Consider the following 12,675-nt stretch of genomic DNA (forward strand, 5'->3'; position numbering starts at 1 on the left):
ACAAATTTGTGACAAACATACATTTTACTAAAATAACAATCATTGGATTTATAGAAAGATGTTTGAACATATGAATAATTGGGTAATAGATAGGTATGCCTGTAATTTGGCGTGTAACAAATACATTCTATAATTGGAGGAATAAAAATGACATTACTAATGATTACTGCTGAAAAAAGATTGGAAGATGGTCCACCATCCGTACTTAGGAAGTTGAGAGAAAGTGGAAGGATTCCTGCTGTCGTATATGGTTTGAATAAAGAGAGTCTTTCGGTTCATGTTGACGATGGAGAATTAATGAGAGTAGTTCGAACAGGACGTTCCGAAATGTTTAAGTTACAAGTTGAAGGTATGAAGGATTTATCCGTTATTATAAAAGATTTTCAGAAGAAAAATGGAAAGTGGATCCATGCAGACTTCTTACAAATTTCAGAGTCGGTGCCTCTCCGCACATCAATAGCTATTGACTATCAAGGTATTGCAGCTGCAAGTAAATTAGGTGGAGTTGTTCAGACGCTAGTAACAGAACTAGAAGTTGAAGGCCTGCCTGCGGAACTTCCATCTGCAATTGAAATTGATATTTCTCACCTTGAGATCGGCGACAAGCTAATCGCTACTGATGTGAAGTTACCGAAGGGGATTACATTAGTTCCAACTAGTGAAGAATTGTTACTCGCTTTAGTTGCAGCTCCACGTGTAGCCATTGAAGGAGACGGAGAAGAAGCTGAGCCAGAAGCGACCAATAAATAAATTCTATATGCAATACTGGTTAATTTGAATTGGATTTGAAGCTAATTACTGTTTATAATAGGTACAGTAAAAGGGAAATGCCGGTTATAACATAATTAGTGGGAGGAAACATATGCAACAAATAACGATAGGAATTGTAGGCTACGGTAATTTGGGTAAGGGCGTAGAGAAAGCAATCCGACAAAATCCAGATATGAAATTGGTGGCTGTATTTACTCGACGTGATCCACAAGGCGTAACGGCAAGTGTTCCCGTTCTGCAAGTTGCAGAAGCTGAAAAGTATAAAGGAACAATTGACGTAATGATTCTATGTGGTGGTTCTGCAAAAGATTTACCAGAGCAAGGTCCATATTTCTCTAAAATGTTTCATACAGTGGATAGCTTTGACACACATGCTCTAATTCCTGATTATTTCGCGAAGGTGGATGTCGTAGCTAAGGAGAACGGACATGTTAGTGTGATTTCAACCGGTTGGGATCCAGGTCTGTTCTCGCTAAATCGGATGTTAGGGGAAGCGATATTACCGGAAGGTAAAGAATATACCTTCTGGGGTCGCGGTGTAAGTCAAGGGCATTCGGATGCGGTTCGTCGGGTTGAAGGCGTCAAGAATGGGATTCAGTATACGATTCCTGTTGAAGCTGTTGTATCTAAAGTACGTGCTGGTGAGAATCCAGAGCTATCCACTCGTGATAAGCATTTACGTGATTGTTATGTTGTGGCTGAGGAAGGTGCAGACCTTGTACGTATTGAAAAAGAGATCGTTGAAATGCCTAACTATTTCGCAGATTATGATACAACAGTAACTTTTATTACTGAAGAGGAATTACAGGCTAAGCATTCCGCAATGCCTCATGGAGGTAATGTACTTCGAAGTGGTCGAACTGGAGACGGTAATACACAAATTATTGAATTCGGATTGAAGCTTGGTAGCAACCCGGAATTTACAGCGAGTGTATTAGTAGCTTATGCTCGTGCAGCCTATAAATTGGCGAAACAAGATCAGTCCGGTGCAAAGACGGTCTATGATATTCCATTTGGTCTACTATCATCGAAATCTCCGGAACAATTACGTAAAGAGTTACTGTAGCAGTCTGTTGTATGCTCCTCTTTGATAAATGAAGCGGCTTGAAATAAAACCTATCTTTCGTCATGAAAGATAGGTTTTATTCGTTGCTTCGTTACGAATCGTAGTTATAACGCTTTCTAAGCCGTCTGTAATACAACCATGTTCTGATCAAGTACGAACCAATGGGGAGACAAGAAAGCATAAGTGAAATCGTGCTCATCCATTGTAATTTATCAAAGCTACTATTAACCCTCAGCTCCATATTTAATCTTATATTATAAATAGAAATGATAATTAAAGGAATAAATAGACATGAATAGGTGATGGCTATGCGTCTTGCATGTTTTAAATGATGCGATTTGTCACTGTAAAGCTGTGGTCTTTCTTCGCCTTCTGAATATTCACGGCTCCATATGGACCATTTTTGAAAGGAGGAATTGGAAATAAAAGCACTCTTCCAGCCAGAATCCCTGTGTATGTCATTGTAGCCTTCATCTGTATTACTATTCTGAAAATCAGCACAATAACTTACCTTGCGTGGGCGACCTACTCTAAAATAGAAGCTGTTCCCTAGTTTACTCATACGATAAAGGTTATAGCCTTGTTCTTCCATGGTTTCGAGCCACTCTTCGAGCTTATCCGGAGCGTACATCCATCCCAATCTTCTCTTTACAACCATATTCCCTGAATGTTTCAACTGCCTTTCTTCATGCTTACTTAGTCTTCCTTCATCATGATCCACCATCCCTAGAGGTTTGTTGTATTGTATGTTTTCACTGATTAATTTCTTATTGGTTTTATTGATTTTGACGACAGAATAGATTGTAAGAATCCAGAGGGCTAATGCAGCGCCGATATTGCAATATGCTAAAATCCAATAAGGGCTCTTACCAACTTGTTCACCAGCACTTAATGGTTCATTTGATATAGACAACATAATCGAGATAATAATGACAAAAAAGATAGTCATCGTTGCCATATATATTAAAATACTACCGAAAATGTACATAATCACTCTATTATGTTTGATGATTCCCTCACGAACAGGAAATGTCTTTATTTGTTCAAGAAGATTATCATTCGACAGTACATACCAATGTCCGCTTTGCAGAATCTTCATCCAACCATCAACTATTAAGGCTCTAGACAGTGAATCAGCCTTTATTTTATCGTAGCCTATTCGATAAGTTACTTTTTTTGGATCGCCTTTTTTAAAGAAAAAGCAACGTGTTCCTCGATTCAATTTCTCGAAAAGATATCCCTTTTCCGCCATAGATGAGAGCCATTCTTCTGTTTTGCTCACATCATAGCTCCAAAATGGTCTAAAAACCTTTTTAATCATTAAAATCCTCCTCGTATTTTAATGCATTCTGGTGCAGCTCTTTAAGTCTATTTATCTCAACAGTAATTAGCTTTTTGCCAATGTCAGTAATTTCATAAACGGTTCTTCTCTCTTCGTCAGCAAATACAGTGATAATTCCATCTTTCTGCATTTTTGTTAGAGTCCCGTAAACCGTACCCGATCCTAATCGAATTCGTGATCTTGAAATTCCCTCTACATGTTTAATAATTCCATATCCATGACGGGGTTCTGTTAAGGAGAGGAGAATATAAAATGCCGTTTCTGTCATGGGCACATACTTTTTCAGCACTTTTTCAATCATATTCAAAATGATCACCTTTCTGTTATTATGTTAGCTTTATAATAAGGGCTACAATGAAGAGGTATGTTGCAGGTAGATATGTCGCAATGTGACTATATCACGATGCGACATAGTTGTAAATATAAGCTACTTATCAACATTGAGTTTTAACTGTGTTATTTAAACAAGAGAGAGATACGATTATTCTAATCGTACACGTCGAATAGGGCGTAATTTCGCGGAAGTATAGTTAAAAGTTAGAATTGACAGGACAAGTTTTTGTGAAATATAGTAAATTTAAAGTAAATTTACACGAGTAAATTAGGAGGTATGTAAATTGACAACGGTAAAAAGGTTCAGTTCGGAATTGATCCAAAAGTTTAATGACGAGGGTTATCTATTACTAAAAGGTGTATTAAGCAAAGATAAGGTAAGACGGTTAAATGCTGTTATCGATGGAATATTGGATGACGAGCCAGAATCCCTTTCTTACAATATTTATAACAGTGTAGAACGTCATGAAGAAATTGCATCTTTGATCGATGAACCTTCGGTGCTACCTCTTATCGTCCAATTACTCGGGTATAATATTCAGTTGCATATTTCTCATCTAACAGTTCGGAAGCCTAACCCGACAGATGTACAGACCGCGACGAATAGTTTCATTAACTGGCATCAGGATGGACCACACCCGAAATTTCCAAGTATTGGTGGAATTACGTCGACATACTATATAAAAGTATGTTATATCCTGAGCGATATGTCTGAACCGAATCGAGGTAATACGAAGATAATTCCAGGCTCACATAACCGTGTATACCAACCTGATTCGGACAATGTAAGAGAAAAGCTAACGGATGAAATGCAGATCTGTGGTGATCCCGGCGATGTATTTGTTTTTCCACAGACTTTGTGGCATTCTGGGGCCCCTAACCATTCTAAAGAAACAAGACGTCAGCTATTTCTCGGTTATAGCCCCATTTGGATGCGCCCCATTGACTATAAGATTCCTTCCGAACGACTGCTGAAAGATGCAAGCCCTATTCGCAAGCAACTACTAGGGTTCATTAGTGACAATCCATTCAAGTATTATGTACCTGATGATTCTATGATGCCATTGAAGGAATGGTTACAGAATCCGAATAAAAACTAGATAAAAAAAGATTAGAAGGATCGAATAAAATAAGTAGCTAATGCCTTGTAAGGGATGAACGGAGGAGTTCATTATCATGGTAACAAGACAAGAAGTAGCGGACCGTGCCGGTGTATCCGTAGCCGTCGTTTCATATGTGCTAAATAATCGCAACATCGTGAAGGAGGAAACGAAGCGTAGAGTACAAGAAGCCATTCGAGATCTTGGATATCGTCCAAATCAGACAGCTCGGAGCCTCAAGACGAAGAAAACACAGCAAATTGCTGTGTTGATTCATTATATCGGTAATCCTTTTGAGGCGGGACTGTTGCTTCACATTGAAGCGACTGCTAAGCAACATGGATACTTCGTATTTGTGCAGACGTACGAGCCGGATCGAGAAGAAGAGTTATGGAGCTTATTGATGGGTCGAGTGGATGGGCTTCTTCTACTGGGGCAATCTTTTAGCCAAAAGACATTCGAATATTTCAGTTCACTTGAGGTACCTATCGTATCAGCTATGCAGCCTGCCCCTTGGGATGGAGGGATGAGGAATAACGTTCCATATGTCGACATTGAATGGCTACCCGTGATGCGTAGCCTTCTTTCTCATTTAAGTCAGCAGGGTCATGAACGGATCGCTTTTATGTCTGTTGGGAGAGACGATCCACTACACTACGCAGTTCGATGTCATGCTTTTTGCGAAGCTATGCGGCTTGAAGGTCTACATATAGAGGGTTTTGTACCGCGAATACTTGATGGATTGGGTCGATTCGAACAGGCCCAAGCAGTGCTCAGTGCATTATTTGACCGAGTGGATGGGAAATCATCAGACTTCTCGGCTATCGTCTGCGCCAACGATTTAATGGCCGCAGGATGTTTAGCTTCGTGTCATGAAAGAGGTATCCGTGTACCTCATGATCTGGCCATCGCTGGCTGTGAGAATATCTTGATGTCTTCGCAACTATCACCAGCCCTAACCGTTATCGACTATCCCCGTCAACTAGCAGGAGAAGCGGCGATGAATATGTTGCTTGCTCGAATGAATGGGTTCGAGATAGATTCAATACGACTTTCCGGACGATTGATCGTCAGGGGATCCACTTCCTCGGATGAATAAAAGTGGAATATAAGCTACTGATCAACATTGAGTTTTAACTGTGTTATTTATATAACAAAGAGGGGCTGTCCCAAAAGTCATTATAAAATGACATCGGGACAGCCCTTCTTATTTTTGTTAGGATCAACCTTTGGAATTAGCGATCACGTAAGAACATTTGCTACCACCTGTGGATAAGCACTCTGTACGATTCACATCAACTTGTAGAAGTGATTTGAATAATTCAAGCTCACAGTGACAAGCATGTTGATATTGATTAGCAATGTGAGAAATGGGGCAATTATGTTCTTTTATAATAAAAGATCCATCGTCAACTTCTTCGCATTCTGCCATATATCCGTTCTCATTCTGAATCTGCGTAAGTAGAAGTACTCTTTCAGATAAAGGGAGCCCTGTCATGGTATTCCCATATTTATGCTCAAGCTTGCTCTTGCGTCGCTCGAAAAGAAGGTTAATCATCTCTTGACCTGACTCTGCTTCAAGCTCACTAAGTAAATCTAGGGTCAGATTATGATAAGTTTTAGGGAAGAACCCTTCCGCTAACTCAGTTAATCGATAGAGCGCCGTAGGCCTACCCATGGATTGACGGACCATATTATATTCAATATATCCGTCCCTCTCAAGTGTGCCCAAATGTCGACGAACGGCCATTTCAGTAATCTGTAGTTCGTTCGTGATGTTCTTTGCTGTTAGAGGTGCCTTGGTCTTCAGCATATGGACAATTTGTTCTCGAGTGGAGAGTTCAACAGGTTTATTCATTTGAGCCCTCCATAGTTAAACTTGTTTTTGTACCATATTATTGGAATTCTCTTCACATTCATCTGAGCAGAATCCACGATGTAATTGTTCACACTCTTCGCAGCATATATGTTTGGCATGACAGAGAGTATATCCACAGTTGATGTATCGATCTTCTGACTTACCGCAATGATGGCATTGGCTGATAATGACATCTTCAGAAGTATGGTTAATGGGTACGGAGATGCGTTCATCGAATACGTAACATTTACCATCGAAGAGTCTTCCCTGTACTTCAGGGTCCTTTCCATAAGTTACGATTCCGCCATCCAATTGTGCAACATCATTAAACCCTTCATTCATTAAGAATCCAGTCAATTTCTCACAACGGATTCCTCCTGTGCAATACGTCAGTACTTTTTTATCTTTGTGTTCGCTTAAATTATTTCGGATCCATTCTGGGAACTCACGAAAGGATTCGACATCAGGGCGGATCGCATTACGGAAATGACCAATCTCGAATTCATAATCATTTCTTCCGTCGATCACAATGACATCGTCTTGCTGAAGTTGTTCATGGAATTCGGTAGGAGATAATCTTTTGCCGCTTAATTCATTAGGATCTAAATGCTTCTCATAACGGAAAGTGACGAGTTCTTCCTTGTGTCGCACGAACATCTTCTTGAAAGCATGTTCATGAGATGCATCAATTTTGAAAATCATATCAGAAAATAGTGGATCTTCAAGCATATCTTTCATATATTGCTCGGTTTGTTCAACCGTTCCAGACAAGGTACCATTGATACCTTCTCCAGCAATAATGATTCTCCCCTTAACGCCTAGATCTTTACAATATTTCAAATGATCTGCAGTGAATTGTGCGGGGTCAGGAATACTAACAAATTTGTAGTACAATAATATGTTGTACTGAAGTTGATCTTGGGACATGACTTAATCACCTTGCCTATTAAATTTTTATTCTACTAATTGTAGATGACCTTGACCTACTTAGTCAATATAGAAGTATATTAAGTCTGAAAACAGATATTTGAACATATATGAATTGTAATAAGATGGAATAGGGAGGGATGACAGATGGGTTTCTTAAATGGGCTATTAGGAAATGCTTCTCAAGTGGATTTGCCAGAGGTTCAGAAGGAGTATGCTCAAATCTTAGCATCTCAAGAGGTTATCGAGAGAGCCTATAAACTAGTGCGTGACATGTTTATATTCACTGATAAGCGATTAATTCTGATCGATAAGCAGGGGATAACAGGCAAGAAGATGGAATATCACTCCATTCCTTACAAGAGTATTTCACATTATTCCGTAGAGACGGCTGGGCATTTCGATCTTGATGCGGAACTCAAAATATACATTTCAAGTAGTCCGGTTCCCATTGTTAAGACATTCAATAAGAATGTCAGTATTTATGAAGTACAGAGCGTGCTATCACAATATGTTTTGAAATAGTAAGTTTAGCGGCTAAACTGATCGTAGAAAAGGGTGTCCTAAAAGCTGAAATAATCAGCTTGGGACACTCATTAGAAATGGTATTGACACATCTTCTTTTTGTATGATCAACAGTAGTAGGCGTGTTCAATATTAATAAATTGATATTGCTAATTTATAAAGCATCCATTATGATATTGGTGTACGACACCACTAAAGTTAAAGCACTTAAACTTTGGCGGTGAATAGTAGATTATTAACGTGAAATATATGAATCTATAACTATAAAGTTAAAGCGCTATAACTTTATACAATACAGAAAGTTGGTGATTCCGTTACTTATACTGATGGCCTACGAGTGGCGCTTTAGATGGACTTGCTCATACCTCCTTGGCTCATCGTATTTCTTGTACTCGCTTACAGCGCATCTATACAGTTTCTGCTCGGAATCATATGCTTAGCGGTCAACCATCCGTCCATGTATACTAAGGATAAGTATGATGATACGGAAAAATCTGCCGCAAGGAGAAAATGAAAATGAAGGTAAGTATATTTGATGTAGCCAAAAAGTCAGGATTGTCAGTTGTAACGGTCTCCCGTGTGTTAAACGGTGTACAATCGGTACGTGCAAAGAACCGCCAAAAGGTGCTCGACACGATCAAGGAACTGGATTACCGCCCTAATGCGGCTGCACGGAGTCTTGCTCGTGGAAAAACAGGTATTATAGGCTTGATTATGACGACTTTACAGGATTCATTCTTCGATGCCGTTGTCAAGGAACTTAACGATGTGCTTGCGTTGCATGGTTACTTTCTTGCGGTTTCAGTATCTAATAGTATCGGTTCGGACGGAGATCACTATCTCATTCAGGAAGATCGAGTCGATGGATTGATTCTACTCTCACCTGTGGAAGAAGATAGTTATATTCTAGAATTAAAGCGGCGCAATATCCCATATGTGTTGATTGACAATCAGAAGCCTGAGAACGACGCCTTTTCAGTAACTATTAACAATTTCAAGGGCGGATATGCAGCAACAGATCATTTGCTTGATCTGGGTCATACTTCGATTGCCCATCTATGCGGTAGTGAGATGTTCCGGAGTACGCGTGAACGCCGCAACGGATTTCTGCAGGCGCTACAGACGAAAGGGCTCGTCCCATTTGAGATGGTACATGGGGAATTCGAAATACAATTCGGTTATGAGACTTGTCGGAAGTGGATTAACGATGGCAACCTACCTTCAGCGGTATTCGCTGGAGATGACAATATCGCCCTCGGTGTGATCAATGCTTTGATGGAAGCAAAGATTAGTGTTCCTGAGGAAGTATCGATCGTAGGCTATGATGATCAATACATAGCTTCACAGCTTCGTCCGTATCTAACAACAGTACGCCAGCCAGCTGATGAGATCGGACTCGCCGCGGCTGATATGCTACTGAAGCGCATAGACGGCTCGATTAAACGGGCTTCGAGCATTAAAATTGATCCAAAGCTGATTGTAAGAGAATCAACGGTCCGGAGTAAATCTTAATAGGGGGGGACGATCATTGGCTTATTACTTAGGAATAGATGGTGGAGGTACAAAGACGTACGCCCTGCTTACTGACGAATATGGAAACGTGATCGGTAAAGGCAAGAGTGGTAATGGTAACCACCAGATTAATGGTGATATAGCAGCTAATAGTATTCGGGAAGCTACGCTAAGCGCACTTTCGGAGGCGGGGCTTCAGATAGAAGACATCCGACATGCTTACTTGGGTCTTGCTGGTGCAGATCGTGAAGCGGATTACATGATTCTGCATCCGATGATTCGTAATATTGGATTTACGAACTATACCATTAATTGTGACACCATGATCGGACTCCGGGCAGGAACCAATTATCCATATGGTGTTTCTCTCATCTGCGGTACGGGAACGAATTCCGCTGGTAGAAATCGACAGGGTGAAGATTATCAATGTGGTGGATTTAGTTATATGTATGGTGATTTTGGTGGTGGAGGTTCGTTGAATATTGAGGTATTCCGCTCTGTTATCCGTGCATGGGATGGCCGGGAGCAACCTACTTTACTAACCGATCTGTTGCTTGAGCTTCTTGGTTACGAGACGGTGGAAAAGATGTTTAATGATTTTCAGGATTATGGCAAACAGGTACCTGTAGATGCTGCTAGATTGTTATTTGAAGCAGCAGCTAAAGAGGACGCTGTGGCATTAGAAATACTGAATCATCAAGGCGTTGAGCTTGGCAAATCGGCTGTAGCTGTCGTGAATAGGCTAGGTATGGGGAACGAGACATTTGACGTAGTACTTGTCGGAAGTCTGCTAACAAGGGGGGATCGCGGATGGATTCGCGGCCCTATCGAACAAGCATTACTTACAGTTGCTCCTCATGCATCAGTCGTTACATTAACGACTGAACCAGTTGTTGGAGCTTTATGGTCTGCTATGGAAGAAGACGGACTAACGATTAGCGAAGAGGTACATGAAAGAATGCGGTCTTTCTGTGATTTTGAACTTATCAAATAAACGATACGATTGGATGTGAACAATAATGGCAACAAAGCAAGGATTAAAAATAGCTGTTATCGGCGGAGGATCTTCTTATACTCCAGAGTTGGTAGAGGGTTTCATTCTCCATTATGACGAACTACCTGTACGTGAACTGTGGCTCGTTGATATTGAATCCGGATTGCATAAGTTGAATATTGTTGGAGATTTAGCGAAGCGTATGGTTGAGAAATCAGGGCTTTCCATCCAGGTTCATCTCACGACAGACCGCCGTCAGGCCATTGCAGGAGCAGACTTTGTCAGTACCCAGATGCGTGTTGGTATGTTGGCTGCGCGTGGTCGAGACGAATCCATTCCGCTGAAATATGGCGTCATCGGTCAGGAAACTACCGGTCCTGGGGGGATGATGAAAGCACTGCGAACTATCCCTGTTCTGCTTGATGTCTGCCGGGATATAGAAGAGTTGGCTCCTGACGCGTGGTTACTTAATTTCACGAATCCGGCGGGCATGGTAACTGAAGCTATTCTTAAGTATTCTAATGTCAAAAGCATCGGGCTATGCAATGCACCGATAGGTCTAATTAAGGAGGTTTCAGCTAAGTATGGGGTTGAAGCTGAAAGAGTGTACGCTGAATTTGTAGGACTGAACCATCTTCATTGGATTACCCGTATTGATGTCGAAGGTGAGGATAAACTGGACGAAATGTTGGCAGACACAGCTGGATACAGTGCTAAGAACGTGCCTGCACGTGAATGGAATCCAGAATTCCTGCAATCGCTTCGTGCTTTACCTTCATATTATTTGAAGTATTTCTACATGACTGATGAGATGTTGGCAGAGCAACTTGCATCTGTTAAGGGTGGCGGGAACCGTGCCGAAGTCGTCAAACGAGTAGAAGAAGAACTGTTCGAGCTGTACAAAGATCCTGAACTACAGGATAAACCGAAGCAACTCGAGCAACGTGGCGGTGCCTTTTATTCTGAAGCAGCTGTGAACCTGATGAGATCACTTTACAACGGTACTAACGATATTCAAACACTCAACGTGGCGAATAACGGCATTATTGACTTCCTACCGGACAATGCTAGCATAGAAGTCAATTGTGTGGTCACTAAGAACGGTCCACTACCGCTACAATTGACGAAGATCCCACGTTCTGCTGTAGGACTTATCCATGCAGTCAAAACTTACGAGCAACTCGCCATTGATGCTGCTGTGACAGGAGACCGGGGGCTAGCTATTCAGGCAATGGCTCATCATCCCCTTGTGCCAACTGTGGAAGTAGCTATTCAAATGTTGGACGAAATGTTGGAAGCGAATAAGGAATATTTGCCACTGTTTTTCGCTCCAGACTCAGTATCTTAAGCCCTTAAATAGCTAGACGATTCGCTTTGTAAATCAATAATGACAGCTCCGAACAAGATTGTTCTAGTTCGTGGCTGTCATTATTTTGGTTGGTCGGAGGGGAGGAAGGATAATGGCTGTTTGAATTTCATGTTATAATACACTGTAAAAGAGTATCAATTCTGATTTGGAGAGGAACTGTCATTATGAAATTAATGTACAAGGGTAAAACGAAAGATGTATTCGCGTTAGATAATGGTCATTACTTGCTGAAATTTAAAGATGATGTAACTGGAGAGAATGGCGTATTTGATCCTGGAGCCAATACCGTTGGATTAGTAATAGAAGGGGCAGGGCGGGCAGGTCTTAGCTTAACGAAATTTTTCTTTGAGAAATTGAGAGAAGCGGGAATCCCAACGCATTATATAGATGCTAATATTGAAGAGGCGACGATGACGGTAAAACCAGCAACCGTATTCGGCAAAGGGCTTGAAGTTATTTGTCGCTACAGAGCTGTTGGAAGTTTCTTACGCCGTTATGGCTTATATGCGCAAGAGGGTCAGTCTTTAGATGGGTTTGTTGAAGTTACGCTCAAGGATGATGAGCGCCAAGATCCACCAATTGGTAAGGATGCACTCGATATGCTAGGAATACTTTCAGCAGACGAATATGAAACACTGAAAGACCTTACGAAGCGAATTAGTGATATCATTAAGGCTGAGATGAGTATGAAAGGTATTGAACTTTATGATATTAAATTGGAGTTCGGCAGAGTAGACAAGGACAAGCAGATTGTTCTGATCGACGAAATCTCAGGTGGTAACATGAGAGCTTACAAAGATGGGAATTACATCGAACCGTTAGAATTAGAGAAAATGATGCTAGAAGTCAACTAAAACTGCAAACAAGTAGAAACGGCA

At 40.9% G+C, this 12,675-nt stretch carries 13 protein-coding genes; 9 read left to right on the forward strand and 4 right to left on the reverse strand.

Going from position 1 to position 12,675, the window contains the following annotated elements; translation table 11 throughout:
• The first annotated feature begins 147 nt into the window (after positions 1 to 147).
• Positions 148 to 750 carry a 50S ribosomal protein L25 gene (locus tag AC1TO8_RS05290; protein WP_482054576.1) on the forward strand — a complete coding sequence of 201 codons (603 nt, stop codon included), beginning with the start codon at positions 148 to 150 and terminating at the stop codon, positions 748 to 750.
• Positions 751 to 862: 112 nt separating this feature from the next.
• Positions 863 to 1,837 carry a diaminopimelate dehydrogenase gene (locus AC1TO8_RS05295; protein WP_482054577.1) on the forward strand — a complete coding sequence of 325 codons (975 nt, stop codon included), beginning with the start codon at positions 863 to 865 and terminating at the stop codon, positions 1,835 to 1,837.
• A 91-nt stretch (positions 1,838 to 1,928) separates the two neighbouring features.
• Here the strand turns inward: AC1TO8_RS05295 and AC1TO8_RS05300 are convergent, their stop codons facing one another.
• Both AC1TO8_RS05300 and AC1TO8_RS05305 read right to left on the reverse strand, forming a co-directional pair.
• Positions 1,929 to 3,158 carry a DUF2812 domain-containing protein gene (locus tag AC1TO8_RS05300; protein WP_482054578.1) on the reverse strand — a complete coding sequence of 410 codons (1,230 nt, stop codon included), beginning with the start codon at positions 3,156 to 3,158 and terminating at the stop codon, positions 1,929 to 1,931.
• Positions 3,151 to 3,480, reverse strand: coding sequence for a PadR family transcriptional regulator (locus AC1TO8_RS05305; protein WP_482054579.1), 330 nt, complete (start codon positions 3,478 to 3,480; stop codon positions 3,151 to 3,153). Before AC1TO8_RS05305 ends, AC1TO8_RS05300 begins: the two co-directional genes overlap by 8 nt.
• 316 nt (positions 3,481 to 3,796) lie before the next feature.
• On the opposite strand from AC1TO8_RS05305, the gene AC1TO8_RS05310 reads away from it, so the two are divergent.
• Both AC1TO8_RS05310 and AC1TO8_RS05315 read left to right on the forward strand, forming a co-directional pair.
• Positions 3,797 to 4,612, forward strand: a complete 816-nt coding sequence (locus tag AC1TO8_RS05310; protein ID WP_482054580.1) for a phytanoyl-CoA dioxygenase family protein — start codon at positions 3,797 to 3,799, stop codon at positions 4,610 to 4,612.
• Positions 4,613 to 4,688: 76 nt separating this feature from the next.
• Positions 4,689 to 5,711, forward strand: coding sequence for a LacI family DNA-binding transcriptional regulator (locus AC1TO8_RS05315; protein ID WP_482054581.1), 1,023 nt, complete (start codon positions 4,689 to 4,691; stop codon positions 5,709 to 5,711).
• A 123-nt stretch (positions 5,712 to 5,834) separates the two neighbouring features.
• Here AC1TO8_RS05315 and AC1TO8_RS05320 read toward each other — a convergent pair whose 3' ends face one another.
• Both AC1TO8_RS05320 and trhO read right to left on the reverse strand, forming a co-directional pair.
• Positions 5,835 to 6,470 (reverse strand): helix-turn-helix transcriptional regulator, encoded by a 636-nt coding sequence (locus AC1TO8_RS05320; protein WP_482054582.1) that lies wholly within the window; start codon positions 6,468 to 6,470, stop codon positions 5,835 to 5,837.
• 15 nt (positions 6,471 to 6,485) lie between these two features.
• Positions 6,486 to 7,397 (reverse strand): oxygen-dependent tRNA uridine(34) hydroxylase TrhO, encoded by a 912-nt coding sequence (trhO, locus tag AC1TO8_RS05325; protein WP_482054583.1) that lies wholly within the window; start codon positions 7,395 to 7,397, stop codon positions 6,486 to 6,488.
• Positions 7,398 to 7,544: 147 nt separating this feature from the next.
• Here trhO and AC1TO8_RS05330 point away from each other — a divergent pair, with 147 nt between their 5' ends.
• From AC1TO8_RS05330 to AC1TO8_RS05350, 5 genes are all read left to right on the forward strand, one after another.
• The gene (locus AC1TO8_RS05330) at positions 7,545 to 7,922 is read left to right on the forward strand and encodes a PH domain-containing protein (RefSeq protein ID WP_482054584.1); all 378 of its coding nucleotides are present in this window, start codon (positions 7,545 to 7,547) and stop codon (positions 7,920 to 7,922) included.
• Positions 7,923 to 8,438: 516 nt separating this feature from the next.
• Complete coding sequence (locus AC1TO8_RS05335) at positions 8,439 to 9,434, forward strand: LacI family DNA-binding transcriptional regulator (protein ID WP_482054585.1); 996 nt, start codon at positions 8,439 to 8,441, stop codon at positions 9,432 to 9,434.
• Positions 9,435 to 9,450: 16 nt separating this feature from the next.
• Positions 9,451 to 10,428, forward strand: coding sequence for an N-acetylglucosamine kinase (locus AC1TO8_RS05340; protein WP_482054586.1), 978 nt, complete (start codon positions 9,451 to 9,453; stop codon positions 10,426 to 10,428).
• Positions 10,429 to 10,453: 25 nt separating this feature from the next.
• Positions 10,454 to 11,776 (forward strand): 6-phospho-beta-glucosidase, encoded by a 1,323-nt coding sequence (locus AC1TO8_RS05345; RefSeq protein WP_482054587.1) that lies wholly within the window; start codon positions 10,454 to 10,456, stop codon positions 11,774 to 11,776.
• Positions 11,777 to 11,961: 185 nt separating this feature from the next.
• Positions 11,962 to 12,651: a phosphoribosylaminoimidazolesuccinocarboxamide synthase gene (locus AC1TO8_RS05350; protein ID WP_482054588.1), complete on the forward strand. Its 690-nt coding sequence runs from the start codon at positions 11,962 to 11,964 to the stop codon at positions 12,649 to 12,651.
• The last annotated feature ends 24 nt before the right edge of the window (positions 12,652 to 12,675 follow it).

The sequence above is a fragment of the Paenibacillus sp. Y859 genome (assembly GCF_056786405.1).